Annotated in this window: 25 protein-coding genes and 1 riboswitch; of the genes, 14 read left to right on the top strand and 11 right to left on the bottom strand. The window is 66.4% G+C overall.

The window, feature by feature from the left end; genetic code table 11:
* The first annotated feature begins 37 nt into the window (after nt 1-37).
* On the top strand, nt 38-994 hold the full coding sequence (locus UUA_RS03320) for a cation diffusion facilitator family transporter (protein WP_008434259.1): 957 nt from the start codon (nt 38-40) through the stop codon (nt 992-994).
* 68 nt (nt 995-1,062) lie between these two features.
* Nucleotides 1,063-1,224 (top strand): 30S ribosomal protein THX, encoded by a 162-nt coding sequence (locus tag UUA_RS18720; protein WP_008434260.1) that lies wholly within the window; start codon nt 1,063-1,065, stop codon nt 1,222-1,224.
* A 416-nt stretch (nt 1,225-1,640) separates the two neighbouring features.
* On the opposite strand, the gene UUA_RS03325 is transcribed toward UUA_RS18720, so the two are convergent.
* The 3 genes from UUA_RS03325 to UUA_RS03335 all read right to left on the bottom strand — a co-directional run bounded on the left by UUA_RS03325 (nt 1,641) and on the right by UUA_RS03335 (nt 5,503).
* Nucleotides 1,641-1,886 (bottom strand): glutaredoxin family protein, encoded by a 246-nt coding sequence (locus UUA_RS03325; RefSeq protein WP_008434261.1) that lies wholly within the window; start codon nt 1,884-1,886, stop codon nt 1,641-1,643.
* Between the two features lie 10 nt (nt 1,887-1,896).
* Nucleotides 1,897-2,994, bottom strand: a complete 1,098-nt coding sequence (locus UUA_RS03330; RefSeq protein ID WP_008434263.1) for a ribonucleotide-diphosphate reductase subunit beta — start codon at nt 2,992-2,994, stop codon at nt 1,897-1,899.
* An 85-nt stretch (nt 2,995-3,079) separates the two neighbouring features.
* Nucleotides 3,080-5,503, bottom strand: coding sequence for a ribonucleoside-diphosphate reductase subunit alpha (locus UUA_RS03335; RefSeq protein ID WP_008434264.1), 2,424 nt, complete (start codon nt 5,501-5,503; stop codon nt 3,080-3,082).
* A 348-nt stretch (nt 5,504-5,851) separates the two neighbouring features.
* A riboswitch (cobalamin riboswitch) is annotated at nt 5,852-6,062 on the bottom strand.
* A 140-nt stretch (nt 6,063-6,202) separates the two neighbouring features.
* On the opposite strand from UUA_RS03335, the gene UUA_RS03340 reads away from it, so the two are divergent.
* The 9 genes from UUA_RS03340 (at nt 6,203) to hisIE (ending at nt 14,018) form a co-directional block, all read left to right on the top strand.
* Entirely contained in the window at nt 6,203-6,535 is a 333-nt protein-coding gene (locus tag UUA_RS03340) for a YerC/YecD family TrpR-related protein (protein ID WP_039953479.1), read from the top strand.
* A complete protein-coding gene (gene hisG / locus UUA_RS03345; RefSeq protein ID WP_008434267.1) occupies nt 6,532-7,425 on the top strand; it encodes an ATP phosphoribosyltransferase in 894 nt (297 codons plus the stop codon). The genes UUA_RS03340 and hisG overlap by 4 nt, the downstream gene beginning before the upstream one ends.
* A 43-nt stretch (nt 7,426-7,468) precedes the next feature.
* Complete coding sequence (hisD, locus tag UUA_RS03350) at nt 7,469-8,776, top strand: histidinol dehydrogenase (protein ID WP_008434268.1); 1,308 nt, start codon at nt 7,469-7,471, stop codon at nt 8,774-8,776.
* Nucleotides 8,773-9,834 (top strand): histidinol-phosphate transaminase, encoded by a 1,062-nt coding sequence (gene hisC, locus UUA_RS03355; RefSeq protein ID WP_008434270.1) that lies wholly within the window; start codon nt 8,773-8,775, stop codon nt 9,832-9,834. Before hisD ends, hisC begins: the two co-directional genes overlap by 4 nt.
* Nucleotides 9,831-10,895, top strand: coding sequence for a bifunctional histidinol-phosphatase/imidazoleglycerol-phosphate dehydratase HisB (gene hisB / locus UUA_RS03360; protein ID WP_008434271.1), 1,065 nt, complete (start codon nt 9,831-9,833; stop codon nt 10,893-10,895). Before hisC ends, hisB begins: the two co-directional genes overlap by 4 nt.
* Nucleotides 10,896-11,031: 136 nt before the next feature.
* Nucleotides 11,032-11,622, top strand: a complete 591-nt coding sequence (gene hisH, locus UUA_RS03365) for an imidazole glycerol phosphate synthase subunit HisH (RefSeq protein ID WP_008434273.1) — start codon at nt 11,032-11,034, stop codon at nt 11,620-11,622.
* Entirely contained in the window at nt 11,619-12,347 is a 729-nt protein-coding gene (gene hisA, locus UUA_RS03370) for a 1-(5-phosphoribosyl)-5-[(5-phosphoribosylamino)methylideneamino]imidazole-4-carboxamide isomerase (RefSeq protein ID WP_008434274.1), read from the top strand. The genes hisH and hisA overlap by 4 nt, the downstream gene beginning before the upstream one ends.
* A gap of 178 nt (nt 12,348-12,525) precedes the next feature.
* Nucleotides 12,526-13,302, top strand: a complete 777-nt coding sequence (gene hisF, locus UUA_RS03375; RefSeq protein WP_008434275.1) for an imidazole glycerol phosphate synthase subunit HisF — start codon at nt 12,526-12,528, stop codon at nt 13,300-13,302.
* 83 nt (nt 13,303-13,385) lie between these two features.
* Nucleotides 13,386-14,018, top strand: coding sequence for a bifunctional phosphoribosyl-AMP cyclohydrolase/phosphoribosyl-ATP diphosphatase HisIE (hisIE, locus tag UUA_RS03380; protein WP_008434277.1), 633 nt, complete (start codon nt 13,386-13,388; stop codon nt 14,016-14,018).
* A 6-nt stretch (nt 14,019-14,024) separates the two neighbouring features.
* Here the strand turns inward: hisIE and UUA_RS03385 are convergent, their stop codons facing one another.
* The 4 genes from UUA_RS03385 to UUA_RS03400 are packed head-to-tail and all read right to left on the bottom strand — an operon-like array spanning nt 14,025 to nt 16,983.
* Nucleotides 14,025-15,029 carry a C13 family peptidase gene (locus UUA_RS03385; protein ID WP_008434278.1) on the bottom strand — a complete coding sequence of 335 codons (1,005 nt, stop codon included), beginning with the start codon at nt 15,027-15,029 and terminating at the stop codon, nt 14,025-14,027.
* 21 nt (nt 15,030-15,050) lie between these two features.
* Nucleotides 15,051-15,737, bottom strand: coding sequence for an acireductone synthase (gene mtnC / locus UUA_RS03390; RefSeq protein ID WP_008434280.1), 687 nt, complete (start codon nt 15,735-15,737; stop codon nt 15,051-15,053).
* Between the two features lie 47 nt (nt 15,738-15,784).
* On the bottom strand, nt 15,785-16,336 hold the full coding sequence (locus tag UUA_RS03395) for a 1,2-dihydroxy-3-keto-5-methylthiopentene dioxygenase (protein WP_008434281.1): 552 nt from the start codon (nt 16,334-16,336) through the stop codon (nt 15,785-15,787).
* Entirely contained in the window at nt 16,333-16,983 is a 651-nt protein-coding gene (locus tag UUA_RS03400; RefSeq protein WP_008434282.1) for a methylthioribulose 1-phosphate dehydratase, read from the bottom strand. Before UUA_RS03400 ends, UUA_RS03395 begins: the two co-directional genes overlap by 4 nt.
* Nucleotides 16,984-17,148: 165 nt before the next feature.
* Here UUA_RS03400 and UUA_RS03405 point away from each other — a divergent pair, with 165 nt between their 5' ends.
* Nucleotides 17,149-17,481 (top strand): high-potential iron-sulfur protein, encoded by a 333-nt coding sequence (locus UUA_RS03405; RefSeq protein WP_008434284.1) that lies wholly within the window; start codon nt 17,149-17,151, stop codon nt 17,479-17,481.
* Between the two features lie 388 nt (nt 17,482-17,869).
* On the opposite strand, the gene UUA_RS03410 is transcribed toward UUA_RS03405, so the two are convergent.
* Together UUA_RS03410 and UUA_RS03415 are read right to left on the bottom strand one after the other, a co-directional pair.
* A complete protein-coding gene (locus UUA_RS03410) occupies nt 17,870-19,354 on the bottom strand; it encodes an amino acid permease (RefSeq protein WP_008434285.1) in 1,485 nt (494 codons plus the stop codon).
* A 369-nt stretch (nt 19,355-19,723) separates the two neighbouring features.
* Nucleotides 19,724-21,208 carry an amino acid permease gene (locus UUA_RS03415; RefSeq protein ID WP_008434286.1) on the bottom strand — a complete coding sequence of 495 codons (1,485 nt, stop codon included), beginning with the start codon at nt 21,206-21,208 and terminating at the stop codon, nt 19,724-19,726.
* A gap of 165 nt (nt 21,209-21,373) precedes the next feature.
* Between UUA_RS03415 and UUA_RS03420 the strand changes: the two genes are divergently transcribed.
* Nucleotides 21,374-21,925: an NUDIX hydrolase gene (locus tag UUA_RS03420; protein ID WP_008434287.1), complete on the top strand. Its 552-nt coding sequence runs from the start codon at nt 21,374-21,376 to the stop codon at nt 21,923-21,925.
* A 66-nt stretch (nt 21,926-21,991) separates the two neighbouring features.
* Here UUA_RS03420 and UUA_RS03425 read toward each other — a convergent pair whose 3' ends face one another.
* Both UUA_RS03425 and parE read right to left on the bottom strand, forming a co-directional pair.
* A complete protein-coding gene (locus tag UUA_RS03425; RefSeq protein ID WP_008434288.1) occupies nt 21,992-22,513 on the bottom strand; it encodes a 3-hydroxyanthranilate 3,4-dioxygenase in 522 nt (173 codons plus the stop codon).
* 46 nt (nt 22,514-22,559) lie between these two features.
* Nucleotides 22,560-24,449, bottom strand: coding sequence for a DNA topoisomerase IV subunit B (gene parE, locus UUA_RS03430; protein ID WP_008434289.1), 1,890 nt, complete (start codon nt 24,447-24,449; stop codon nt 22,560-22,562).
* 314 nt (nt 24,450-24,763) lie between these two features.
* Here parE and UUA_RS03435 point away from each other — a divergent pair, with 314 nt between their 5' ends.
* Nucleotides 24,764-25,846, top strand: a complete 1,083-nt coding sequence (locus tag UUA_RS03435) for a hypothetical protein (protein WP_235605924.1) — start codon at nt 24,764-24,766, stop codon at nt 25,844-25,846.
* Nucleotides 25,847-26,119 lie beyond the last annotated feature (273 nt).

Below are 26,119 nucleotides of genomic sequence, written 5' to 3' on the forward strand. Positions count from 1 at the left end.
ATTGTGTAACGGCGGCGGCTGTTCCTAGCATGTGTGCATGAACACCGCGCACGCCCATCGGCACGACCACCCGCACGACCACGAACACGCGCACGAATTGGCGGTCGCGTCCGACGGGCGCAGTCGCAAGCTGCTGTTCGCGTTCGTGTTGACCGTCTTGATGATGGCAGTCGAGGCGGCTGGTGGCGTGTGGTCCGGTTCGCTGGCCTTGCTGGCCGATGCCGGGCACATGGTGGTCGACGCGCTGGCCCTGCTGCTGGCGGTCGTCGGCGCGCGGATGGCGAGCAGGCCGGCCGACGCACGGCGCAGTTACGGCTATGGCCGGATGGAGGTGCTGGCCGGGTTCGTCAATGCGCTGGGCCAGTTCGTGCTGGTCGGCTGGATCGTCTACGAGGCCGTCGCGCGGCTGCTGCATCCCGGGGAGATCCTGTCCGGAATCATGCTGGCCGTGGCGATCGCGGGCCTGCTGGTGAATGCGCTGGTGTTGCGCACCCTGCACGGACATGCGCACGACGACGTCAACCTGGCCGGCGCCAGCCTGCATGTGCTGGGCGACCTGCTCGGTTCGCTGGCGGCGGTGCTGGCGGCGCTGGCGATCCGCTGGTTCGGCTGGCTGTGGGCCGACCCGGTGCTTTCGCTGCTGGTTTCGCTGCTGATCCTGGGCGGCGCCTGGCGGTTGCTGCGCAGGTCCGCGCACATCCTTCTCGAAGGCGTACCCGAAGGCGTCGACACCCGTGCGGTGGAAGCCTTGCTGCGCACGGCGGCACCGGGCATCTGCGACATCCACCACCTGCACGTGTGGCAGCTGGCCTCGGGGTCGCGCATGGCCACCGTGCATGCCGAACTGGACGAGCGTGCGGACGATGCGCAGGCCCTGCAGGCGATCAAGCGGATGCTGCTGGAGCGTTTCGGGATCCAGCATGTGACCGTGCAGATCGATCCCGGCAAGTGCCTCGACGCCGGCGAAGACTGCGCCGGGCACGGCCGGCCCTGACTATCCCGCGCGGCACCGGACACTGCTATGATGGCAGGCCGTTCATCCAATAAATCAAGGAGTTCCCCATGGGCAAGGGCGATCGCAAGACCCGTCGCGGCAAGACCTATCGTGGCAGCTACGGCAACACCCGTGCGCACAGCGTGGTGCCGGCCGTGGTTGGCGCCAAGCCGACCGTGACCAAGCCAGCCGCTGCCAAGAAGGCCGCGCCGAAGAAGAAGTCGGCCTGATTCCTTCGCCGGTTGCAGCCGACCAGAACCCCGCCTCGGCGGGGTTTTTGTTGGCCTGTGGCCAGCACCGGCGAAAAACTCCGCGTCGTGCGGAATGTTTCATCGGCGTGCCCGGCGCACGTGCGTGCGGCATCCTTGCGGCCCGCCGTACGGGTCAGCTGCGGTTGTACAGGTTTGCTCCTGGCGAGCTTTTTCGCACGCGTTTGCGCGACCCAGTCATTTCGTGACTGACTCCCGACCGGGTATCGGGCAGTTGCTCCCTGCATTGCCTCAACTCGGGCATCGGGCAACTGCTCCTGCGTCGCCTCAACTCGGGCATCGGGCAATTGCTCCTGCATTGCCTCAACTCGGGCAATCCATGCCCTCGCCATGCCCTCGCCATGGCCGGGCTGAGAGGTTGAAGAATTTACGGTCTCTCAATGCATGCGTTGCAGGGCGCTGCGCAACTCGTCGTAGCCGCCCACGTAGCGGATCGTGTCGCCTTCGGCCAGGAAGATCTGCGGCAGGCTGGTGGTGCGCTGGCCCACCTTGCTGCGCAACTCGTCCACGCTGATGTCGGTGCCCACGTTGTGGTACTGGAAGGTGATGGATTTCATCTGGCACAGCAGCTTGGTCTTGTCGCAGCTCGCGCAGTGGTCGCGACCGTAGATGATGACTTGCATGGAGGCTCCTTCAGAAGTCGGCGTCGAAGATCAGGTTCTTGTCGGTGCGGCGCATCACGCCTACCTTGTAGGCGGCGATGTCCTGTTCCTGCGGCGAGGCCTGGGTCTTGGAGATGTTCAGCCACTTCTCCATGTACTTGAGCGGATTGGCGCCGGGCAGGGCGTATTTCGTGGTGGTCAGGCCCAGCGTCTGGTAGACGTCCTTGGCGCAGTACAGCGTCCATGCCGACAGGCGTTCGGGGTTCATGCCGACCAGCTCACGGCCCTCGTCGAACAGGTAGGCGATCCAGGTGAGCTCGCTGTCCACCACTTCCTCGATCAGCGCCTCGATCGCATCGCGGCATTCGCGGAAGGCGCGCTGGCCGCGCTCGGTGGCAAGCTCGTTGGCCAGCACGGCACGATCCAGCTCGGCGTGGATTTCCAGCTCGTCCTGGGCGATCTTCTGGATCGCCTTGCCGATGGGCTGGAACAGGCCGGTGTCGCAGATGGCGAAGGTGACGGCGAAGCTCGCCATGAACTGGATGCGCTCCATGCAGAACAGCGCCACCACCGTCATGAACACGGTGTTGTAGGTGGCCTGGTCGTCGGGCAGCCGGCCCAGCGCGTACCGGTGCGAGGCGCGGTAGCCGTCGGCGAAGGCCTTGGCCACGCGCTCCAGCCGCGCGTGCGCCTGCTCCACGCGCAGGATCTCCTCGATGATGGCGCCCGGGTCATCGAAGGAGTTGCGCACGATCTCAGAATAAGTGGCGGCGTGGATCACCTCGTTGTCGGAGATGCGCTGCCAGCAGGCCCACAGCTCGCTGGAGGTGATGAAGGGCGCCAGCACCGGGGCGATGGCGCGCGACGCCACGCTGTCGGCTTCCCATTGCCAGGCCAGGGTCTTGATCATCATTTCCCAAGTGGCGCGCGAGCAGGATTTGAAGTCGGCGTTGCAGGAGGAGTAGTCGAACTCGTTCTCGTCCCAGTCCAGCGATTTCTGTGCCTTGTACAGGCGCCAGATGTCGGGGTAGTGGCGGTTGATGGTGTCGAACAAGCCAGGCTTCTGGCCCAGGAACAGCGAGGGCTTGGCGTAGTCGGTCTTGGCGTAGTTGAAAATGTTGTCGGTCATGGCGTTCTCGTGGCGGTGTGTGCGGTGGTGGCTGTTGTTGCGGGAGCGGCTTCGTCCGCACGGACGGGTCGAAGCCGCCACTGCTTCACAAAGTGCATGCCTCGCAATCGCTGTCCTTCTCGTCGACGGCGCTGGTCGCGGTGGTTGCCGCGACCTCCTGCATGCCGTTGGAGGTCTTCTGGTTCATGTAGTACTTGGACTTCAGCCCCAGCTTCACGCGGTAGAGGTAGTTCTCGATCATCTCGCTGGATTCGATGCAGTCGTCGCCGATTACGCGGCGATAGAAGTCGGCCGAGATGCCCTGGTCGGTCCACTTCTGCACGATGGCGTACATCTCGGTGAGGTCGCGTGCGGGAATGTCCCAGGCCGACTGGTACCACTCGCCGATGCTGTCGCCCTCGGGCGCGGCCCAGTAGTTCACCCGGTGGTTGTCGGTCTTGATCAGGGTGAGCTCGCGCACGGGATAGAGCCCGTTGGTGGTGCCCGAGGCGTTGGCGCTGGTTTCGGTGGGCATGTGCGCCACCAGTACCGAATTGCGGATACCGCCATTGGCCTTGATCTCCGCGCGCAACGCCTCCCAGTCGTAATGCATGCGGAAGTCGCCGAGCTTGTCGACGTTGCGGTTGCAGGTGTCCAGCGGCAGCCAGCCTTCGGGCCAGCGCGTCTTGTGCATCCACGGCGCGTTGCCCAGTTCCTGGCCCAGCCGCAGGCTGGCGCGCAGGAGGTGGTAGTAGTGCCGCTCGGCCACGGCGTGGATGAAGGCCTTGCCTTCGGGCGTCGTGTAGCGCTGGCGGTTTTTCGCCATCAGGTGGGCCAGGCCGAGGATGCCCACGCCGGCATTCAGGCGCCGACGCGAGGTCACGCCCACCTGCGGCAGCTCGTAGTGCGCGAGGTGGATGCATTTGTCGATCATGAGCAGCGCGTAATAGGCCACTTCGGCGTATTGATCTTCCGAGTCGATGTTGTCCACGCAGATGCCGGCGAGGTTGCAGGTGGCCACCTCGGGCGAGGAGCGCTGGGCGATGCGCTCGACGCGGGCGCCATCGACCACGTCGCCCACGGCGAGATCCTCGGGCCACAGTTCGCCGCGTGCGGTGGCGATGCGCTCGCCGCCCTCGATGCGGCGCGTGTCGCCGGCCTCCGTCTCGAAGGTGACGAAGGAGATGTCGTGCTGCGCATACAGTTCGAGGATGTGGTTGTACGGTGCCGTGGGCAGGGCGATTTCCGAGCACAGGTTGGAGCTGTAGATGGTGTCCTTGAACGGCGTATGCCGGTTCATCTCGGCGATGTTGTGCTCGTAGATGCGCCCGGTCTCGTTCCATTCGTTGCTGGCGGTGATGAGCAGTTCGCGCGCGCTGACAAAGGTCTTGCTGAAGCCCGTGTCCGCCTCGTACTTCCGGTACAGCGCCTCGAAACGCGTCTCATCGCCGCTGTACAGCGCCTCCTGCAGGTCGGGCGCGGTGTAGCAGTTGAACAGGAACACGTCCTCGTTCAAGGCCACCTTGCGCGCGAAGAAGCGGTTGCCGCCCCAGGAGTAGTCCATGCCGCGGATCTTCCGGTCGGCGGTGGACATCGGGTTCTTCAGCCGCAGCAGAGCATCCACTTCCGGGTCGAAGATCGAGAAGTAGCTGGTGCAGGCGCCGCCGCGGCCGTTCTGCAGGTTGGATTTCACCTCGGCCACCAGGGCGCGGTAATACGGCAGCTTGCCCTGGTGGCGGATCACGCCGCCGCGTACCGGGTCGTTCAGCGAGCGCGTCTGCATGTGCGCGCCGATGCCGGCGGACATGTAGGTCATGGTGTTGGCGATGTGGTTGCCCACCGCGATGGAGCGCGCGTTGTCGCCGGTGGTGTACAGGCAGCAGCTGGCGTAACCACGCAGCGGCGTGCCCAGGTTCACATGGTTGGGCGTGGGCGCGTTGATGCGGTTCAGCGACAGGTGTTCGTAGAGGCGTTCCACGTCGTGCATGCGGCGCGCGCGCGGCTGATCCACCGCCAGCGCCATCGCCATGCGCATGTAGATGAACTGCGGCGTCTCATGGTAGACGCCGTTGACGCGGTCGGCGATGGCGTACTTGGTGAGGTGGGTGTGCAGCTGGTAATGCGCGTAGGCGAAATCGCGCTCGTGGTCGATGATCGCCTCCACCTGCGCGTATTCCGCCGCGGAGTAATCCAGCAATTCCATGTAGCCGAGCTGCTGCAGCTTGCGGTGCAGCGCCTGCACGCTGGGGCGATCGCGGCCGTACAGATTCTTGCGGATCAAGGTGGCGTAGAGCCGCCCGGCCATACGGTTGTACGACCAGGTGTCGAAGTGCAGGCAGGTCTTGATGAGTTGTTGCTGCAGCTCGCGCGTGCTGGACGTGCCGGACAAACCGGCCACCGCTTCCAGCACAACCGAAGGCCAGTCCACCGCGTCGCCCAGGGTTTGCGCGGCCCATTCGCCCCACTGGTTGAGCTTGGACGGAGTGAACGGCTCGACGCGGCCGTCGCGCTTGATGATGGTTTCCAGCATGAGGGGTGTCCTCCTTTGAAGCACAGGCAGGCATGACCGGCGCACCGAGGTGGCGGGCCAGTGATGATGAAGGGATACGGTGGAGCACCGTCAGTCGGGGGGACGGGCCTGGCTGCGGCGTGACGTGTCAGCGTGGTGGCGCGCGCCCGGGCGCGTGCGGCGCAAGGTGAGCATGAGGTGTGGCATGTGCGTTCCCCGAAGGGAAGCCGAGAGGCGGCTTCTTGACCAGTTGCCTGCTCCCGCGCGCAGGGCCAAGAGGGTTGGGCTTGGCAAGGCAAGCGCGCGCGACCGGGCAGGGCGCCCGATTCGCGACGCGCTCCCCCGCGGAAGCGGTCACCCGCACCGGACGTTCGGCCCGATGTGTCGGCAGGTCTTCGGACTTTGCGGACGCGGGCCTTGGCCCACCTACTGTGCCTCGCTTCCCGGGTGCTGTGCGCCCAGTGCCTGTAAGGCAGTTCGTTTCCGCTTACCGCTGCGGGGCAGCTCCGGATTCACACCGGATTCCCTTTTCAACCCGGCTGCCGCAAGCGGCCGGGGTACCGACGGGCACAACATATTGGGTCTTGTGGCGTGCGTCAATACCAGAGATGGGCCTTGCGTCACGATGTCGGCGCCATGACGACCGCCGGCATCCGGGGCTTGCCGCAGCGCATCATGACAGCTATGCTTTGCGCCATTGTATTAACGCATTAGTACATTATGAAACGTAGATCACCTGACGCAACTGCCGTGAATGCCGCCGCGCAAAGCCTGTACGAGGCGCTGCTGTCGCTGAAGAACGCGGAGGAAATGGCCGCCTTTCTCGGCGATCTGTGCACGCCGGCGGAGCTGGAGGTGATGGTGGATCGCTGGCGCGTGGTGCCGCTGTTGCTGGACGGCGTGCCGTATCGTGAGATTCACGAGCGCACCGCGGTCAGCATCACCACCATCGGGCGGGTGGCGCGCTATCTCAACCAGGGCAACGGCGGTTACATGGCCGCGGCGGCCCGCGCGGCGCGGCGGCAGGCGCAGGTCGCGAGGAAGAAGGCATGAAGCCGCGCGACCGCTTGCGCGTCGCGATGCAGAAATCCGGTCGGCTCACCGAGCCGGCATTGGATCTGCTGGCCCGCTGCGGGCTCACTTTCCGGCAGAGCCGCGACAAGCTGTTCTGCTTCGGCGAGGGCGAGCCGGTGGATCTGCTGCTGGTGCGCGACGACGATATCCCCGGCCTGATTGCGCAAGGCGTGTGTGACCTTGGCATCGTTGGGCGCAACGTGCTGACCGAGTTCCAGCTCACCGCGGGGCGCGACGCCGAACCGCTCGGCGAACTGCGCCCGCTCGGCTTCGGCCGTTGTCGGCTGTCGATCGCGGTGCCACAGGAACTGGACTATCAAAGTCCACAGCAACTGCAGGGCCGGCGCATCGCCACCTCGTACCCGGGCCTGCTCGGTGAATGGCTGCAGGCGCAGGGCGTCGAGGCCGGCGTGGTGACCCTGGCCGGTTCGGTCGAGATTGCGCCGAAGCTAGGCACCGCCGACGCGATCTGCGACCTGGTGCAGAGCGGTGGCACCCTGGTGGCGAACCAGTTGCGCGAAGCCGACGTGCTGCTGCACAGCGAAGCCGTGCTGGCCGGGCCGCAGGCGCTGCCGGCGGACGAGCGCGGCGACCTGCTGGAATTGCTGCTGAAACGACTGGATGGGGTGATCCAGGTGCGCGAGTCGCGCCTGCTGCTGCTGCAGACCTCGCGCCACACGCTGGAAGCGGTCACCCGCCTGCTGCCGGGCGGTCCGCAGCCGACCCTGTTGCCGGTAGCCGGCCAGCCAGATCAATTGATGCTGCAGGCGCTGTGCGCCGGCGAAGTGAGCTGGCGGCAACTGGAAGAGATCAAGAAGGCTGGGGCACGCGAGATGTTCGTGCTGCCGGTGGAGAAAATGCTGGCATGAGGCAGGTTGGCATGAATCAGGTTGGCATGAAGAGCAGGCTCACATGAAACGTCTGGACTGGAATGCCCTGGATGAGACGGCGCGCCTCGAGGCGCTGGCGCGCCCCGCGCAGTCGCGGGCCGACGAACTGCGCCGTGGCGTCGAGCAGATCATCGCCACCGTGCGCGAAGGCGGCGACACGGCGCTGCGCGAACTGAGCGCGAAATACGACCGCTGCGCACTGCAGGCGATCGCGGTGGACGAGACCGAATTCGCCGCGGCCGAGGCTTCCCTCGATCCGGCCCTGAAAGCCGCGATCCGCGAAGCGGCAGCGCGCATCGAGGCGTTCCATCGCGCGGCGGCGCTGCAGCCGGTGGCGGTGGATACCGCGCCCGGCGTACGGGTGGAGCGCATGCTGCGGCCGATCGGCCGGGTCGGCCTGTACGTGCCGGCCGGCAGCGCGCCGCTGCCGTCGACCGCACTGATGCTGGGCGTGCCGGCGCACATCGCTGGTTGCCGCGAAGTGGTGCTGTGCTCGCCGGCGCGCGCCGACGGCCGCTGCGACGAGGCAGTGCTGTACGCCGCGCGCCTTACCGGCGTGCACAAGGTGTTCAAGCTGGGCGGCGCGCAGGCGATCGCCGCGATGGCCTATGGCACGGAATCGGTGCCGAAGTGCGACAAGCTGTTCGGCCCCGGCAACGCCTGGGTCACCGAAGGGAAGCTGCAGGTGTCGTCCGATCCGGAAGGCGCCGCGATCGACATGCCGGCCGGCCCGTCCGAAGTGCTGGTGATCGCCGATGCCGGGGCGAATCCGGTCTTCGTCGCCGCCGACCTGCTGTCGCAGGCCGAGCACGGACCGGATTCGCAGGTGATCCTGCTGAGCCCGTCCGCCGGGTTGCTGGACCAGGCAGCCGCCGAGGTCGAGCGGCAGTGCGCCGAGTTGCCGCGTGGCGCGATCGTCAATCAGGCACTGGCGCAGAGCCGGCTGATCGCCGTCGACTCGCTGGCGCAGGCAGTGGAAGTGAGCAACCGTTACGCGCCCGAGCACCTGATCCTGCAGGTGGCCGCACCGCGTGCGCTGCTCGACGGCGTCGAGAGTGCGGGCTCGGTCTTCCTCGGCCAGTGGGCGCCCGAATCGGTGGGCGACTACTGCAGCGGCAGCAACCATGTGCTGCCGACCTACGGCTACGCGCGCAGCTACAGCGGCGTGTCGGTGGCCAGCTACCAGAAGCAGATCAGCGTGCAGGAAGTCAGCGAAGAAGGATTGCGCAATATCGGCCCCTGCACGGCGACGCTGGCCGCGGCCGAACAACTGGAGGCGCACCGCCGCGCGGTGACCTTGCGATTGGCCACATTGGAGTCCCTGTCATGAGTGTGCTCGACCTGGCGCGGCCGGAAATTCGCGCGATGCAGCCGTATTCTTCGGCGCGGATGGAGGCCAGCGGCGGCGAGGTGTTCCTCAACGCGAACGAGTCGGCGTGGGCGCCGGTGGGCGACGACGGCCTTGGTTGCAATCGCTATCCCGAGCCGCAGCCCGCGGCGCTGGTCGATGCATTGGCGGCACTCTACGGCGTGCGGCGCCAACAGTTGCTGGTCGGCCGCGGCAGCGACGAGGCGATCGACCTGCTGGTGCGCGCGTTCTGTCACGCGGGCCGCGATGCGATCCTGATCCAGCCGCCCACGTTCGGCATGTATGCGGTGTGCGCACGGGTGCAGGACGCGGGCATCGTCGAGGTGCCGCTGGGGACGGACGCCACCCTGGACGTGGATGCGATGCTGGCCGCGCTGACCTCGGCGGTGAAGCTGGTCTTCATCTGCACGCCGAACAATCCCACCGGCCAGCCGGTGCCGCGCACCGACGTGGAGCGGCTGGCGCGTGCGCTGGCCGGCCGCGCGCTGCTGGTGGTGGACGAGGCCTATGTGGAGTTCGCCGACGAAGGCAGCGTGGTCGACCTGATCGACCGCTACGACAACCTCGCCGTGTTGCGCACCTTGTCCAAGGCTTGGGCGCTGGCCGGCGTGCGCATCGGCAGCCTGCTGGCGAACGCCGAGGTGATCGCACTGCTGCGCCGGATCATGGCGCCGTATCCGCTGCCGTTGCCGAGCGTGGACGCGGCGCTACTGGCGCTGTCCGGTTGGGGGCAGGCGAACGCGCGCGAACACCTCGCCGTCGTTCGCGCGGAACGCACGCGGATGCACGAGGCGTTGCACCGGTTGCCCGGCGTGCGCGACGTGCTGCCGTCACAGGCGAACTTCCTCGCCGTGCGCTTCGACGATGCCGGCGCGGCCTATCGGCGCCTGCTCGCCGCCGGCATCGTGGTGCGCGACGTGCGCCGCTACCCCAACCTCGGCGATGCGCTGCGCATCACCATCGGTACGCCAGCGGAGAATGGGCGCGTGCTGGCCGTCCTGCAGGAAACCAACCCGTGAGCCGCAAGATTCTTTTTGTCGATCGCGACGGCTGCCTGATCGAGGAACCCGCCGACGAGCAGATCGACAGCTACGAAAAGCTGGCCCTGCTGCCCGGCGTGATCGCCGCGTTGCAGCGCTTCGTCGCCGCCGGCTACGAGCTGGTGATGGTGAGCAACCAGGACGGCCTGGGCACCGACAGTTTCCCGGAGCCGCATTTCACCGGGCCGCACGAACTGCTGCTGCGCATCCTCGCCTCGCAGGGCATCCGCTTCCGCGAGATGCTGATCGACCGCAGCTTCCCGCACGAGGGCCTCGATACGCGCAAGCCCGGCGTCGGCATGCTGCGGCACTACCTCGCCGATGACGGCTGGAGCCGGGCGACGTCGGCGATGGTGGGCGACCGCGAAACCGACCTGCAGTTCGCGGCGAACCTCGGCGTGCGCGGCTTCCGCGTCGGCCCGCTCGGCACGAGCTGGGAGGCGCTGGCGCATCAGCTGCTGGATGCACCGCGCACCGCCACGGTGGTGCGCAACACGAAGGAAACCCGCATCACGGTCAGCGTCGACCTGGATCGGGTGGCCGAGCCGCAGGCGCACACCGGCCTGGGTTTCTTCGACCACATGCTGGAGCAGATCGGCAAGCACGGCGGCTTCGCGCTGGAGCTGGTCTGCGACGGCGACACCCACATCGACGAACACCACACCATCGAGGATTGCGCGCTGGCGCTGGGCCAGGCGCTGAAGCAGGCGCTCGGCGACAAGCGTGGCATCGGCCGCTACGGCTTCACCCTGCCGATGGACGAGGCGCAGGCGAGTGCCGCGCTGGACCTGTCCGGCCGCCCTTTCTTCGTGTTCGAGGGCAGCTTCCCGCGCGAGCGCGTGGGCGAGGTGCCGACCGAACTGGTGCCGCATTTCTTCCGCTCGCTGTGCGAGACGCTGGGCGCGAACCTGCACCTCGCCGTGCGCGGCGACAATGCTCACCACATGGTCGAGGCCTGCTTCAAGGTGGTGGCGCGCACGCTGCGCCAGGCGATTCGCCGCGAGGGCAGCGAACTGCCCAGCACCAAGGGCGCGCTGTGATGCCGTCTCTCCCATCCCCCGTAGGAGCCCGCTCGCGGGCGATGCTCTCAGGGCCGGGATCCGGGTTTGGAGATTCGGAATTCGCAAAGTCCAAAACATCGCCTGCGAGCGGGCTCCTGCAAAGCAAGGGGCGCGCATGAGCGTGGTGCTGGTCGACGCAGGCGGTACCAACATCGGCTCGGTGCGCTACGCCTTACAGCGCCTAGGCGTGGACGCCGCGTTGACGGCAGATGCGGCGACCATCCGCGCCGCCGACAAGGTGATCCTGCCGGGCGTGGGTGCAGCCGGACCGGGCATGGCGCGGCTGCACGAACTGGGACTGGTCGAGCTGCTGCGTTCATTGCAACAACCCGTGCTGGGAGTTTGTCTGGGCATGCAACTGTTGTGCGCGCATTCGGAAGAGGGCGGCACGGAGTGCCTCGGACTGATCCCGGCGCCGGTGCGTCGTTTCACCGAAGCGCCCGGCCTGCGCGTGCCGCACATGGGCTGGAACCGACTGTCCGTGCGGCGGCCGCACCCGCTGCTGGCCGGCCTGGGCGACGATGACCAGGCCTATTTCGTGCACAGCTACGCGGTACCGGTCGGCGACTGGACCCTGGCCACGGCCGACTACGGCGGCGCGTTCTCGGCGGTGATCGCGCACGGCAACTTCCATGGCATGCAGTTCCATCCCGAGCGCTCTGCCGCCGTCGGCGCCCGACTGTTGAAGAACTTCCTCGAACTATGAATTTCGACGTGATTCCCGCGATCGACCTGCGCGGCGGCCAGGTGGTGCGCCTGAAGCAGGGCGACTACGCGCAGCAGACCACCTATGCCGCCGATCCGCGCGCGCAGGCGCGCGGCTACGCCGAGGCCGGCGCGCGCTGGCTGCACCTGGTCGATCTGGACGGTGCGCGCTCGGGCAGCCTGGCCAATCTCGCGGTGATCCAGGCCATCGCCGCCGATGGCATGCAGATCCAGGCCGGCGGCGGCGTACGCGGTGAAGACGACCTGCGCCGGCTGTTCGACGCCGGCGTGCAGCGCGTGGTGCTGGGCAGCGTGGCGATCCGCGAGCCCGAACTCGTGGCTGGCTGGCTGGGTAGTTACGGCGCCGACAGGCTGACCCTCGCGCTCGATACGCGCCGCCTCGATGGTCGCTGGAGCCTGCCCAGCGCGGGCTGGACCGAAGTCGAAGCGCGCACGCTGGACGAGCTGGCGCCGTGGTACGCCGCGCGCGGCGCGCGCCACCTGTTGTGCACCGACATCGACCGTGACGGCATGCTCGCCGGCTTCAACCTCGATCTCTACCGCCATCTCGCCGCCACGGTTCCGTCGATGGCCGTGCAGGCCTCCGGCGGCGTGCGCTCGCTGGAGGACATCCGTGCCGCGCGTGAAGCCGGCGCGCGCGGCGTGATCCTGGGCCGGGCCTTGCTCGAAGGGCGCTTCAACGTGGCGGAGGCGCTGGCAGCATGAAATTGGCGACGACCTTGCCAGCTTTTCTCCTCCCCCTGCGTGCAGGGGGAGGCCGGGAGGGGGTAAAGCTCTCGCGCGTTCAGCGAAGAGCACCCCTCCCTCCGCAAGGGATTTCCTTCGGTCACAACCCTCCCCTGCAGGCAGGGGAGGGAAAGGATGCGACGACGGGAGTTGCGCAATGCTGAGCCGCCGCGTCATTCCCTGCCTCGACGTGCGCGACGGTCGGGTGGTCAAGGGCGTGCGCTTCCGCGATCACGTGGTGATGGGCGAAATCGTCGATCTCGCGTTGCGCTACCGCGACGAAGGCGCCGACGAGCTGGTGTTCTACGACATCACGGCCAGCCCCGAAGGGCGCAGCGTGGATCGCGGCTGGGTGGAGAAGGTCGCACGGGTGATCGACATTCCGTTCTGCGTGGCCGGCGGCATCCGTTCGGTGGACGAAGCACGCGCGGTGTTGCACGCGGGTGCCGACAAGATTTCGGTGAACTCGCCGGCGCTGGAGCGTCCCGCACTGATCGACGAACTGGCTGCCGCGTTCGGCGTGCAGTGCGTGGTGGTCGGCATCGACTCGCTGCGTGACACCGACGGCGAGTGGCGCGTGCGCCAGTACACCGGCGACCCCGCGAAGACCCAGGCGCTGTCGCGACGAACGCTGGACTGGATGGTCGAGGCGCAACAGCGCGGCGCCGGCGAGATCGTGTTGAACTGCATGGGCAGCGACGGCGTGCGCCGTGGCTACGATCTGGAGCAGCTTTCCGCGGCCCGCGCGATCTGCCGCGTGCCGCTGGTCGCCTCCGGTGGCGCCGGCGCACCGGAACACTTCCGCGACGCCTTCGTCGAGGCCGACGTGGACGGCGCGCTGGCAGCAAGCGTGTTCCACTCCGGTGCGATTGCGATACCTGCGCTCAAGGAATACCTGCAGGCGCAAGGTGTCGCGGTACGACGTATCCCCTAGCTCGTCATTCCAGCTTTCGCTGGAATGACGAGAGAACCGAATTTCATCGCATGCCCCGATGCATGCTGGCAGCAGGTATCCCGATGACTGATTTCAACGCCAAACTCTCCCGCCTCGACTGGGCCAAAGGCGACGGCCTGCTGCCGGCGATCGTGCAGCACTGGCTCAGCGGCGAAGTACTGATGCTTGGCTACATGGACGCCGAAGCGCTGGCACAGACACAAGCCAGCGGTCATGTCACCTTCTACAGTCGCAGCAAGCAACGCCTGTGGACCAAGGGCGAAAGCTCCGGCCACGTGCTCGCGCTGAAGTCGATGCGCATCGACTGCGACGCCGACACCCTGCTGATCCAGGCCGCCCCGCACGGGCCGACCTGCCACCTCGGCACCTCCAGCTGCTTCGGCGACAGCGCCGACGTACGCCCGCCGCTCGGTTTCCTCGCCGAACTCAATGCTCTGGTCGAGCACCGCCACGTTGAACGTCCGCCCGGTAGCTACACCACCCGGCTGTTCGACGGCGGCATCCGTCGCATCGCGCAGAAGGTGGGCGAGGAAGGTGTGGAGACCGCGCTGGCCGCGGTGGCGCAGGATGACGACGAGCTGCTTGGTGAGGCGGCGGACCTGGTATTCCATCTCACCGTGGCGCTGCGCGCGCGCGGACTTGGCCTGGCCGATGTCACCCGCGTGCTGGCCGAACGGCATGCGCGACGCGGATGAGCCGGACTAGCGGGGCGTGGCGACGGACGCGTTGCCGGCCGGCGCCGGCCTGAACGGCAACGCCGGTCCCGGCGTGAGCCCCTTGCGCCACAAGGCGAGTTGCCCGGTGATGCCGCTGCCGATGTCGATCTGCGGCTCCGAGGGGGTGAGCTTGTCCTGCCGTTCCCACCGGCTGATTTCGCCGCTGGCCCGTTTGAACGCATCCGCAAAGTTGTCGGTGCGGTTCAGTGCATCGACCAGCCAGGCCTTGCCGAAGTACGTGATGTCGGAATCGCTGCCGCAGCCAAACGAGCTGCGGTCGGCGCGGGCGGCGGTGAGCACCAGGGTGCCGGGGCCGCGCAGCGGCGGCACGAAACCGCCCGAGTAGCAGGCGTTGACCACCACCACCTTCCACTTGAACGGGTGCATGGCCAGGATGTCGGCCAGATCGCTGGCGCCGAGCTGGTCCAGCGGCAGCGGGTCCATGTCGAGCAGGAGGTCGTGGTCCTCGCTGCCGTGGCTGGTGAAGTACAGCAGCAGGATGTCCTGGTCCGGCTGCATCACCTTGCCCAGGCCTTCGAGCGCGGTTTCCAGGTTGCTCCAGCTTGCCAGCGGCCGGGTGGTCAGGCTGGCCCGGTTGTTCTCCAGCACCAGGCTGTGCGCGCTGGCGCCGAAGCGTTGCGCGAACAACCGCGCGGCGTACTCGGCTTCATTGCGGAACACGTCCTCGCCACCGTCGCCGGCGAAGGCGAGCAGGTACAGGTTCGGCTGGCCGGGTACGCGCGGCCCGAGTTGCGCCAAGGCGTCGCGCATCATCCGCGGCTGCGCGTACAGCACCTGCTCCGGGGTGGGGGCCTGGCTGGGCCAGCGGTCCGCATCGACGTCGTCGCCCACCGCGGCTTCTGCCGCGGCGCTGCCAGGTGCCGCGGCGGCGAAGTGGTCGGCGCTGGGCGCCGACGACTGGCCTGGCCACCAGGTCGCCAGCAGCACCCCGGCGGCAAACGCGAGCAGGATGGTCAGGATGCTACGCATGGCGGGGCGCGTGCGGCGGTTTCACGGCGTGATCGCGTCGAAATTGCGATAGACCGCATGGCGCGGTGCGTCGGGCAGCGCCTGCGGTTCACGTACCAGCCAGCCGGTGTGGAAGCCGGCCGCCTGCGCGGCGTCGAGTTCTTCCGCGATGTCGGACAGGAACAGCAGGTGGCGCGGCTGCTCGCCGATCGCTTCGGCGATGCGCCGGTAGGATTCGACCTCGCGCTTCGGGCCGGTCTCGGTGTCGAAGTAGCCTGCGAACAGCGCGCCGAGATCGCCGGCCTCGCTGTGGCGAAAGAACAGTTTCTGCGCCGGCACCGAGCCGGAGGAGTAGACATACAGACGCAGTCCGTCGGCGCGCCAGTCGCGCAGCCGCGCGGCGACTTCCGGGTAGATGTGCGCGCGGTAGTCGCCGGCCTCGTAGCCGTCCTTCCAGATCATGCCCTGCAGCGCCTTCAGTGCAGTGGACTTGCGGTCCTGGTCGATCCACTTGAGCAGCAGCTCGATGATGTCCTGGCGGCTGGCCTCCACCAGCCCGGCCTCCATGGCCGCCTCATGCAGCCAGTGCTGCACCTCGGGCTTGTCGCCGTGGGTTTCGACGAAGGCCGGCAGCCGCTTGCGCGCGTAAGGGAACAGCACGTCGCGGACGAAGTCGATCGAGCTGGTGGTGCCCTCGATGTCAGTGACGATGGCGCGGATTTCGATCATGGCTTCGGATCCGGGGTTCGGGAAGAGCATCGCCCGCGAGCGGGCTCCTACACGGCAGGCGCCATGCGCGGGAAGCGCGAGGCGATGTCGTCGCCGGTGAAGTTGGCTACCCAGCCTTCCTTGTTGGTGAACAGGCGGATCGCCACGAAGTAGGGCGATTCGCCCATGTCGAACCAGTGGCGGGTGCCGTCGGGTACGCCGATCAGGTCGCCCTGTTCGCACAGGATGTCGTAGACCTTGCCGCCGAGGTGCAGGGTGAACTGGCCGGCGCCGGCGACGAAAAAGCGCACCTCGTCCTCGCTGTGGGTGTGTTCGCTGAGGAACTTCTGGCGCAGCGTGGCGCGGTCGGGGTGATCGGGAGCGAGGCTGATCACGTCCACGGCCTGGTAGCCTTCCTCGCCCATCAGCCGGTCGATGTCGCCACGGTAGGCGGCGACCACCTCGTCCTGGCTGGCGCCCGGGACGATCGGCTGGCTCGCTGCCCATTGCTCAAAGCGGACACCGGCCCTGGCGAGTTCGGCGGCGATCGCCGCGTGTTCGTCGATCACCGCCAGCGGCGATTGCGGTTGGTTTTCGTCGAAGATGCGCAGGCGGCTCATGATGCCCTCAGTCTTTTCAGGTCAAGTTCGCAGCCGAGCAGGAACTCCAGCGCTTCCAGGTGGCGTTGGGTCTCGGCCATGTCGCGGCCCCAGGTGTAGATGCCGTGGCCGTCGATCAGGTAGGCGTGCAGCGGCTTGCCCGCGTCCAGCCAGGCGTCGACCCGGGCCACCAGTTCGGGCATGTGCTGGGTGTTCGGGAACACGGGGATCTCCAGCACGCTTTCATGGGTGTGGTAGCCAGCGATCGCCTTCTGCAGTTCCCAGCCCTGCAGGCGGATCACCCCGTCGGCGGCGAACAGCCGCGAGGCCACGCTCTGCACGCGCGAGTGGGTGTGCAGCACCACGTTCATCTCCGGCCAGCGTCGGTAGATCTGGGTGTGCAGCGCCGTTTCCGCGCTGGGGCGGGCGTCGGTGCCGACTGCATGGCCGTCCAGGTCGATCAGCATGATGTCGCCGCGGCCCAGCCGGCCCTTGTGCCTGCCTGAGACGGTGATCGCCGCGTGGCCAGCGTCGACCCGCATGGAGAAATTGCTGCTGGTGGCCGGCGTCCAGCCCATCGCGGACAGCTCGCGTGCGGCGTCGGCGATGGCGTCGGCGCAGCGTTCGAACACGCTGGCGGGAATCGCAGCTGGCAGGGTCTGGCTCATGCGGTTTGGACGTCCAAATGGACGTTGACTATACCATGTGCTGCTACGCGACCGTGCTGTAATGAGATCCATTCTCGCAAGTCAGGGAGGATTTGGACGGCGGGCGTACCATCGGCGAGGATCCGGCGCAGGGTGTGCCGGACAGATTCCGACGGAGACTTGCTCATGTCGAAAGAACAAGATATCGAATCACGTCGCCGGTTCCTCAAGGTGGCCGCCGGCACCACGGCGGCTGCCGTAGTCATGGGCAGCCTGCCGCGCTTTGCGCGGGCGGCAGATCTGCCGGCACTGAGCGAGTCGGATCCGACCGCGAAAGCGCTGGGCTACGTGGAGGATGCCACCAAGACCGCCAACGCGAAGCACAAGGCTGGCGACGACTGCACCAACTGCCAGTTCTACAGTGGCGGCCCCACCGGCCGTGGCCCGTGCCAGTTGTTCCCGGGCAAGTCGGTGAATGCGAAGGGCTGGTGCGTGTCGCACACGCCGAAGAAAGCCTGATCGCGTCAATCCAGAGGCTTGTATCGGAAGGCCGGCGAATCGCCGGCCTTTTTCGTTTCTGCGGGCGGGAAGTGTTACGCGGGCAAAAGTGCGGCCCGGACACACCAGGCTGAGGAGCTACCCACCTGACGCGCCGAGCCGCGATCCGGGGCCCACTGCCAAGTGATCAACCCGCGGACTGAGGATGATACTCCCGAGTTCGCCGAATGGGCGACCGGTCCCGCGATTCCTCTTAGAAAATTCTCGTTAGTTCATTGAAAGCAAAGAAGATATTTCAGCTTTCCTGGAAATTTTTGAGAATCCATTCGGTGTCGACAGATAAGTGCTATTCACAGGAGCTTGGCGGTCTTTGCAGAAAATACGATTTTTTCTGCGTTGTTCGACGAACTTACGCATCAGTGGAAGGGGCGTCCGTCATCGAGCCGCGCAGGTGGCTGTGCCGGTTGCCATAGCTGAAATAGATCACCAATCCGATCAGGGTCCAGGCGATCATCAGCGACCAGTTGTACCAGGCCATGGTGGACAGCAGGGCAAGGCAGCTGAGGATGCCGAGCGTGCAGACCACCGGCGCGAACGGCACGCGGAATGTGCGCGGCAGCTCCGGCCGGGTATGCCGCAGGATCCACACGCCGGCGCAGACCGCCATGAACGCGATCAGCGTGCCCATCGAGACCAGGTCGCCCAGCACGTCCAGCGGGAAGATCGCCGCGAGCAGGGCAATGCCGGCGCCGGTGATCAGCGTATTCAGGTGCGGCGTGCGATAGCGCGGGTGGATTCGCGTGAACACCTTCGGCAGCATGCCGTCGCGGCCCATGATCATGAAGATGCGCGGTTGCGCGATGATCATCACCAGCACCACCGACGACAGGCCGAGCAGTGCGCCGACCTCCACCAGCCAGCGCAGCCATTCCAGCTGCGGGTGACCGTGCAGGGCGGTCACCACCGGCTCATCGGTACCGAGCAGGGTGTACGAAGTCAGCCCGGTCATCACCGCGGCCATCGCGATGTACAGCACAGTGCAGATCGCCAGCGAGGCGAGGATGCCGATCGGCAGGTCGCGCTGCGGGTTGCGCGACTCCTGTGCGGCCACCGAAGTCGCCTCGAAGCCGATGTAGGCGAAGAACACCATCGCTGCGCCGCGCAGCACGCCGCCCCAGCCGTATTTGTAGTGACCCTGCGACTCGGGCACGAACGGGGTCCAGTTGGACGGATCGACATAGCGCCAGCCGACCACGATCACCAGGGTGATCAGGCCGACCTTGAGCGCCACCATCGCGGCGTTCGCCAGGCTCGACTCGCGGATGCCCACGTAGCAGATCCAGGTCAGCAGCAGGATCAGCACCACTGCCGGCAGGTTGAACAGCGCGCCGGTGGCGACCAGCTGGTGGTCGGCGGTAAAGGCCAGCGGCGCATTGGTCAGTGCCGCGGGCAGGCTCAGGTCCATGTTGAAGGTGGTGCCGATATGCTGGAGCAGGCTGAGGAAATAGCCCGTCCAGCTCACCGCCACTGCCGAGGCGGATACGCCGTATTCCAGCACCAGGTTCCAGCCGATGAACCACGCCATCAGCTCACCGAGCGTCGCGTAGGCGTAGGAATAGGCGCTGCCGGAGACCGGGATCAGCGTGGCGAATTCGGCGTAGCACAGCGCGGTGAAGGTGCTGCAGATCGCTGCCAGGATGAACGACAGGATCACCGCCGGACCGGCATGGTCGGCCGCGGCCTGGCCGGTGATCACGAAGATGCCGCCGCCGATCACCGCGCCGATGCCCAGCGCAGTCAGCCCCCAGGGGCCGAGTGTGCGGCGCAGGGTAGGCCCGTGCGTGTCGTCGGGTTCGTTGAAGTCGGTCTTGCGGGCGAGCAGTTGCTTGAGCATGGGGTCAGAGCCTGTTCAATGTCTCTACATGGCCCGCGCCGGGAGCTGTTTGCGCGCAGGCCAAGGAAGAACGAGGGAGTGGACGTCCGTCCACGACCGAGTGATAACGCAGGAATGCGGGCAAACAGCCCCGGCCCTTCGGGTTGTCTTGCCGTGGCCGCCATGCGGCAGCGCGCGGCTTGACGCCTGCCTTCGCAGGGGCAGGCTCTGCCAGCCAGCCACGCAGGCGCTGCGCCACGCGCCACCACCTGACGGCCACGGCAAGACAACGCGGGCTATGTAGAGACATTGAACAGGCTCTTGTGGACGTGAGGCCGGCGCGACAGGAGTCGTGCCGGCGGCGTGGCGATCAGCGTGTGTGGGGCGGGATCAGTCCGCTTCGACACCGCGAGCCAGATTGCTCTTGCGGTAGCCGTACAGGAAGTACACCACCAGGCCGATCGCGCCCCACGCGAAGAAGGTGATCTTCGCTTCCTTCGACAGGTTGAGGAACAGCAGCAGGCAGCCGATGATCGCCAGCGGGCAGATCAGCCACGGCAGCGGCGTACGGAACGGACGCGGGCGCCCGGGCTGGGTGCGGCGCAGGATCAGCACGCCCACCGCCACCATGATGAAGGCGAACAGCGTGCCCGAGTTGGTGATGTCGGCGAGGATGCCTACCGGGAACAGCGCGCCGAACAGCGAGACGAATACGCCGGTGATCATCGTGATGATGTGCGGCGTGTGGAAGCGTGGATGGATCTTCGCCAGCTTGCTGGGCAGCAGGCCGTCGCGCGACATGGTGAAGAAGATGCGGGTCTGGCCATAGGTCATGGTCAGGATCACCGACGGCAGCGCGATGCCGGCGGCGAAGGCGATGAAAGCGGCGGTATTGGTGTAGCCGAGCAGGCGTATCACGTGAGCCAGCGCCTCCTTGCTGCACACCAGCGCCTCCGAGCCCTGGCAGGCTGCGGCGAATGCCGGGGTGCCCGGCTCCAGCGCCAGTCCGTCCGGACCCATAATCGGCTGTGAACCCACCGAGCCCACCGCGGCGTAGCTCACCAGCAGGTAGTAGATGGTGCACACACTCAGCGAGGCGATCAGGGCGATCGGGATGTTGCGGTTCGGGTTGCGGGTTTCCTCGGCCGCGGTGGAGATGGCGTCGAAGCCGATGTAGGCGAACACGATGGAAGCCGCCGCGCCCAGCACGCCGATGCCGCCCATCGGGCTGCCCCAGCCGTTCGGCACGAATGGCGTGAAGTTCTGATCCTTCACCGCCGGCAAAGCGACGATGATGAAGGCGGTGAGGGCGATGATCTTGACCATCACCAGCACGGTGTTGACCTTGGCCGATTTCGAGGTGCCGATCACCAGCAGGCCGGTGATCGCCAGGCCGATCAGGCAGGCCAGCAGGTTGAAGCTGCCGCCGTCCATCGGGCCTACCTGCAGGAAGTGCGGCAAGCCGAATCCGGCGTGCGTAAGAAGGCCGTTGACGTAGCCGGCCCAACCCACGCACACCGTGCTGGCGGCGATGGTGTACTCCAGCACCAGCGCCCAGCCCACCACCCATGCAGTGCCTTCGCCGAGCACGCCGTAGGTGTAGGTGTAGGCCGAACCGGCCACCGGCACCATCGAGGCGAGTTCCGCGTAGGCCAGCGCAGCGAACGCGCACACCACCGCGGCGATCACGAACGCGATCATCATGCCCGGGCCGGCCTTCTGGCCTGCCTCGGCGGTGAGCACGAAGATGCCGGTGCCGATGATCGCGCCGACGCCGAGCATGGTGAGCTGGAAGGCACCGAGTTGACGGGTGAGGCCTTTCTTCTCCGCCGTGGCGATGATCTGGTCGATCGGTTTGACGCGCTTGAACAGCATGCAGTGGCTCCCCCGGGAAAACAGCGACGTCGCGCTCGAACGGAAACGCGACGAAGAGGGACGCGACGAGCCGACGGACGGCCAACCTTAGCGGAGCGATGGAAGGGGTACAAGACGCGATGCAGCTAGAATGGCCGCTGTTTTTCCCACCACCTGCCACAAGTCATGCCATCGCATTTTCCGCAGCTGGGCGCTGCATTGGGCGACTATCGCGCACGCCATCCCGGAGACGGCGCGCTGGTTGCCGCCTTCAGCGTTTTCCTCGCGTCGCATGCCGCGGTGTTCGAGCGCGGTCATTTCCTGGGCCACTTCACCGGCTCGGCGTGGCTGGTCAGTGCGGATGGCGGGCGCGTGCTGCTGATGCACCACCGCAAGCTGGATCGCTGGCTGCAGCCCGGTGGCCACGCCGACGGGGATGCCGAGCTGGCACGGGTGGCGCTGCGCGAGGCGCAGGAGGAGACCGGCGTGGCCGGCCTGCGTGTCGAGGGCGGCATCTTCGACCTCGACCGGCATCGCATCCCGGCACGTGGCAGCGAGCCGGAGCACTGGCATTACGACGTGCGCTACGTGGTGCGCGCTGGCGCGGACGAGCGCTTCGCGATCAACCAGGAATCCCGAGCGCTGGCCTGGCGACCGGTTGTCGAGGTGGCGAAGGATGAAAGCTTGGACGTTTCGTTGCGGCGCATGGCGCGCAAGTGGCTCACCCGTCACTCGTAGGAGCCCGCTCGCGAGCCGGGACCCGAGATCTGGAATTCGCAAGAGCTATCGCCCGCGAGCGGGCTCCTACCCATATCTCGCTGGCGCCGGGTTGAGGTGGCCGCAGGCGGTGCAGGTGCGCGCCTTGCGCGAGCGGTAGAAGCGCTCGAACACCGGCGGGAAGTCGCGCTCGATGCTGTCCAGCAAGAAATATTCCTCGTAAAGCTTGTGGTTGCAGTGCTCGCAGAACCACATCAGGCCGTCCTTTTCACCAGCGGTGCGGAGACGCTCGATCACCAGCCCGATGGACCCGGCGGCGCGATTGGGCGAATGCGGCACGCGCGGCGGCAGGTAGAAGATCTCGCCGGCGCGCAGCGGGATGTCGCGGGCTACGCCTTCGTCCTGCACCTTCAGCGTGATCTCGCCTTCGAGCTGGTAGAAGAACTCGGGGCCTTCATCGTAGTGATAGTCGGTGCGCGCGTTCGGCCCGCCCACGATCATGATGATGAAGTCGCCATCGACGATACATTTGTTGCCCACCGGCGGCTTCAGCAGGTGGCGGTGTTCCTCGATCCAGCGCTGCAGGTTGATGGGCGGGGGCAGGGCCATGGCGTTGCTCGCATGTGATGCGTACATCTTAGCGCCAGCGTACGCATCACACCTCCAGCGTGGCCAGGTCGCCCTTTTCCTCCAGCCAGGACTTGCGGTCACCGGCGCGCTTCTTCGCCAGCAGCAGATCCATGAGGCGTGCGGTGCCGTCGCCGTCGTCCACCGTGAGCTGCACCAGCCGGCGCGTGTCCGGATGGATGGTCGATTCCCGCAGCTGCGGCGGGTTCATTTCGCCCAGGCCCTTGAAGCGGGTGGTGCTGACCGTGCCCTTCATCTTCTCGCGCTCGATCCGTTGCAGCATCGCTTCCTTCTCCGCCTCGTCGAGGCAGTAGAACACCTGCTTGCCCACGTCCACACGGAACAGCGGCGGCATCGCCACGAACACGTGGCCTTCGCTGACCAGCTTCGGGAAGTGCCTGAGGAACAGCGCGGACAGCAGGGTGGCGATGTGCAGGCCGTCGGAATCGGCATCGGCGAGGATGACCACCTTGCCGTAGCGCAGGCCGGAGAGGTCGTCCTTGCCCGGGTCGCAGCCGATCGCCACGGCGAGGTTGTGCACTTCCTCGGAAGCCAGCACCGAGGTCGATTCGACTTCCCAGGTGTTGAGGATCTTTCCGCGCAGCGGCAGGATCGCCTGGAACTCCTTGTCGCGCGCCTGCTTCGCGCTGCCGCCGGCCGAATCGCCTTCGACCAGGAACAGCTCGGTGCGGCTGAGGTCGGTGGCGGTGCAGTCGGCCAGCTTGCCGGGCAGTTGCGGGCCCTGGGTGATCTTCTTGCGCACGATCTGCTTGGCCGCCTTCAGCCGTGCACTGGCGCGTTCGATCGCAAGCTGCGCGATGCGCTCGCCCATCTCCACGTTCTGGTTGAGCCACAGGCTGAAGGCGTCGTGGATGACGTTCTCGACCAGGCCGGCGGCATGGCGCGAGGAAAGCCGCTCCTTGGTCTGGCCGGCGAATTGCGGGTCCTGCAGCCGCGTGGACAGCACGAACGACAGCCGTTCCCACACATCTTCCGGCGCCAGCTTGACGCCGCGCGGCAGCAGGTTGCGGATGTCGCAGAACTCGCGCACTGCGGTGGTGAGGCCCGAGCGCAGGCCGTTGACGTGGGTGCCGCCCTGCGCGGTGGGGATCAGGTTGACGTAGCTCTCCTGCACCAGCTCGCCTTCCGGCAGCCAGGCCAGCGCCACTTCCAGGCCCTCGACATCGCGCGCCATGTGATGCACGAACAAATCGTTCGGCAGCGCCTCGATGCCATCGAGTTCGCCGCGCAGGTAGTCGCGCAGACCGTCCTCGTAATGCCACTCGACGACCTCGCCCGAAGCCTCGTCGGTGAGCCTCATATTGAGGCCGGCGCACAGCACCGCCTTGGCGCGCAGCAGGTGCTTGAGCTTCGGCAGCGAGATCTTCGGCGAGTCGAAGTACTTCGCTTCGGGCCAGAAGCGCAGGGTGGTGCCGCTGCGCTTCTTCGGCACGCTGCCGATCACTTCGAGCGGGCTGACCTTGTCGCCGTGCGCGAACACCATGCGGTACTCGGAACCGTCGCGGCGGATGGTCACCTCGACCTTTTCCGACAGCGCGTTCACCACCGACACGCCCACGCCATGCAGGCCGCCGGAGAAGTTGTAGTTCTTGCCGCTGAACTTCCCGCCGGCGTGCAGCCGGGTCATGATCAGCTCGACGCCGGACACGCCCTCTTCGGGGTGGATGTCCACCGGCATGCCGCGGCCGTCGTCGCTCACCGACACCGAACCGTCGCCGTGCAGCACCACCTCGATCGCCGTCGCGTAACCGGCCAGCGCCTCGTCCACCGAGTTGTCCACCACCTCCTGCACCAGATGGTTCGGGCGGGTGGTGTCGGTATACATGCCGGGCCGGCGCTTGACCGGATCCAGGCCAGAGAGGACTTCGATGTCGGCGGCGTTGTAGCGACTGCTCATGCGGGTGTTTCGATGGAGAAAAGACGGTGAAGCATGGGGTGGGCAGGCAGGCAGGGTCAAGCGGGCGGGCGAATGCGCCATGTCGACGGCGTTCGCGGGCGAAGAACCGAACTCGGTGTTTGAACCGATCCTGGATGATGTCAACGATCGCTCCGTGTCGTGACATGGCGCAATTTGTTGCGGTCCTGCTGCCGGCTTGTCGCTGCGCAGAACGGGAGATTAGAGTTGCTCGCCAGCTCGCCATGCCGCTTCGGGCATGGCGTGATCTGGTCATCAGATCGAATCAGGGGGAAAGCATGAGCCGAGGATGCAAGTTGGCCGTTGCCATGGCAGCGGTATTGGGAATGGGTGGCTGTGCACAGCAGGCGCAGGTGATACGGCCGAGTTCGGCGCGATTGCAGGCACTGGAGCCGCTGCCGGTGGTTGACGTCATTGATCAGGACGGCTTGGCTGCGCAGGATACTTTTACTGCCGCCAACATCAACGTGATGCCGGGGCCTGGTGTGCCGATCATGGCAGCCGCCGCCGGTGGCGCACTCGGCATGGTGATCGTGAATGCCGCAGTCAAGGCGGAGGCAGAGCGTTTCGCCGAGGCGCACGTGCAACCGTTGCGCACGGCGCTGCAGGGGTTTGATGCGAGGTCGGTGCTGAGCGACTCGTTGCAGCAAGCACTGGTCCTGCAGCCAAAGCATTTCGGCAATTACACGATGACGTCAACCCGACCGACCTCCGCGGCCCGTCGTTTACTGGTGCAAACCGCATATTCGATGACACCGGATTTTTCAGCACTGCAAGTGATCGCGACTGTTTCGATTCAGGACGTCGGCGCAACTCCGGATAAACCGGTTTATCGGAATGTGCTGGTTTATCAGTCGGAGCGCCAGGTGGCGCCGCAGAAAACCGCTGAAGACAGCAAACGCATGGTGGCGCAGGAGAATCAGCGTTATTCCGCATTGCACGTCGATGACGACATTGCGAAGGCAAACGCCGAGCCGAATAGGCGCGACTCGGAAGCGGCCCGCCTGCGCACGAAGATCAACCAGGAGCAGGTCGAGCATCGCCAGCGCTTGGCCCAGGCGGCCCTGCCAGTCTGGGATGCCGATAGCCGCGCCCAGTATCTGGCAAATGCGTGGGCAGCCAACCAGGGTGATACGCTGAAGACCGCGATGCGGGCCAGCGGTGCCGAGATTGCACATATGCTGCAGCTTGATCTGGCCGCCCAGGTCGCGACTGATCGGATCGACCAGTCGCGCAAGGTGTTCGGCGACGACACGAGGGAGATCGACTATGTCAACGGCGGCCGCATGGTATCGATGGCGACGGGCGACGGCGATGCCTCGCTGAAAAAGCCTTCGCCGATGGTCATGGTGCCGGTCAATGCCGCAGGTCACCGTTGAACAATGCCGTAGGCTGCCTTCTTCTTGCGGAAGGATCCTGGTTGCAGCTGGCGAGGAAAACCACATCCGTGGCTTTCTTCGATCACGAGCCTGCTTCACGTCCAGACTCGCTCACGCGAATCCAGCACCGGCGTAGCTGATCCGTATCTGGCTCTTCAGGGAGGTTCTGATCAAGCCTTTGCTCGTCATCCCAGCTTTTGCCAGGATGACGGCTTGCTCAGACCTTCCTTGGGGGCGGCTTCGCCGTCGCGCGTTGCGGACCTTCAAAGTGGG

Origin of the sequence: Rhodanobacter thiooxydans LCS2, from assembly GCF_000264375.1 — a bacterium.
Taxonomy (GTDB): Bacteria; Pseudomonadota; Gammaproteobacteria; order Xanthomonadales; family Rhodanobacteraceae; genus Rhodanobacter; species Rhodanobacter thiooxydans.

Excerpts from the sequence above, each read along its gene's own strand:
- UUA_RS18720 (WP_008434260.1), top strand. The coding sequence starts at position 1,063 with ATGGGCAAGGGCGATCGCAAGACCCGTCGCGGCAAGACCTATCGTGGC.
- hisA (WP_008434274.1), top strand. The coding sequence starts at position 11,619 with ATGAATTTCGACGTGATTCCCGCGATCGACCTGCGCGGCGGCCAGGTG.
- UUA_RS03420 (WP_008434287.1), top strand. The coding sequence starts at position 21,374 with ATGCCATCGCATTTTCCGCAGCTGGGCGCTGCATTGGGCGACTATCGC.
- UUA_RS03400 (WP_008434282.1), bottom strand. The coding sequence starts at position 16,983 with ATGAGCCAGACCCTGCCAGCTGCGATTCCCGCCAGCGTGTTCGAACGC.
- UUA_RS03405 (WP_008434284.1), top strand. The coding sequence starts at position 17,149 with ATGTCGAAAGAACAAGATATCGAATCACGTCGCCGGTTCCTCAAGGTG.
- UUA_RS03340 (WP_039953479.1), top strand. The coding sequence starts at position 6,203 with ATGAAACGTAGATCACCTGACGCAACTGCCGTGAATGCCGCCGCGCAA.
- UUA_RS03320 (WP_008434259.1), top strand. The coding sequence starts at position 38 with ATGAACACCGCGCACGCCCATCGGCACGACCACCCGCACGACCACGAA.
- UUA_RS03325 (WP_008434261.1), bottom strand. The coding sequence starts at position 1,886 with ATGCAAGTCATCATCTACGGTCGCGACCACTGCGCGAGCTGCGACAAG.
- UUA_RS03330 (WP_008434263.1), bottom strand. The coding sequence starts at position 2,994 with ATGACCGACAACATTTTCAACTACGCCAAGACCGACTACGCCAAGCCC.
- UUA_RS03410 (WP_008434285.1), bottom strand. The coding sequence starts at position 19,354 with ATGCTCAAGCAACTGCTCGCCCGCAAGACCGACTTCAACGAACCCGAC.
- UUA_RS03415 (WP_008434286.1), bottom strand. The coding sequence starts at position 21,208 with ATGCTGTTCAAGCGCGTCAAACCGATCGACCAGATCATCGCCACGGCG.
- UUA_RS03395 (WP_008434281.1), bottom strand. The coding sequence starts at position 16,336 with ATGAGCCGCCTGCGCATCTTCGACGAAAACCAACCGCAATCGCCGCTG.
- mtnC (WP_008434280.1), bottom strand. The coding sequence starts at position 15,737 with ATGATCGAAATCCGCGCCATCGTCACTGACATCGAGGGCACCACCAGC.
- hisC (WP_008434270.1), top strand. The coding sequence starts at position 8,773 with ATGAGTGTGCTCGACCTGGCGCGGCCGGAAATTCGCGCGATGCAGCCG.
- hisG (WP_008434267.1), top strand. The coding sequence starts at position 6,532 with ATGAAGCCGCGCGACCGCTTGCGCGTCGCGATGCAGAAATCCGGTCGG.
- UUA_RS03425 (WP_008434288.1), bottom strand. The coding sequence starts at position 22,513 with ATGGCCCTGCCCCCGCCCATCAACCTGCAGCGCTGGATCGAGGAACAC.
- hisD (WP_008434268.1), top strand. The coding sequence starts at position 7,469 with ATGAAACGTCTGGACTGGAATGCCCTGGATGAGACGGCGCGCCTCGAG.
- hisH (WP_008434273.1), top strand. The coding sequence starts at position 11,032 with ATGAGCGTGGTGCTGGTCGACGCAGGCGGTACCAACATCGGCTCGGTG.
- hisIE (WP_008434277.1), top strand. The coding sequence starts at position 13,386 with ATGACTGATTTCAACGCCAAACTCTCCCGCCTCGACTGGGCCAAAGGC.
- parE (WP_008434289.1), bottom strand. The coding sequence starts at position 24,449 with ATGAGCAGTCGCTACAACGCCGCCGACATCGAAGTCCTCTCTGGCCTG.
- hisF (WP_008434275.1), top strand. The coding sequence starts at position 12,526 with ATGCTGAGCCGCCGCGTCATTCCCTGCCTCGACGTGCGCGACGGTCGG.
- UUA_RS03385 (WP_008434278.1), bottom strand. The coding sequence starts at position 15,029 with ATGCGTAGCATCCTGACCATCCTGCTCGCGTTTGCCGCCGGGGTGCTG.
- UUA_RS03335 (WP_008434264.1), bottom strand. The coding sequence starts at position 5,503 with ATGCTGGAAACCATCATCAAGCGCGACGGCCGCGTCGAGCCGTTCACT.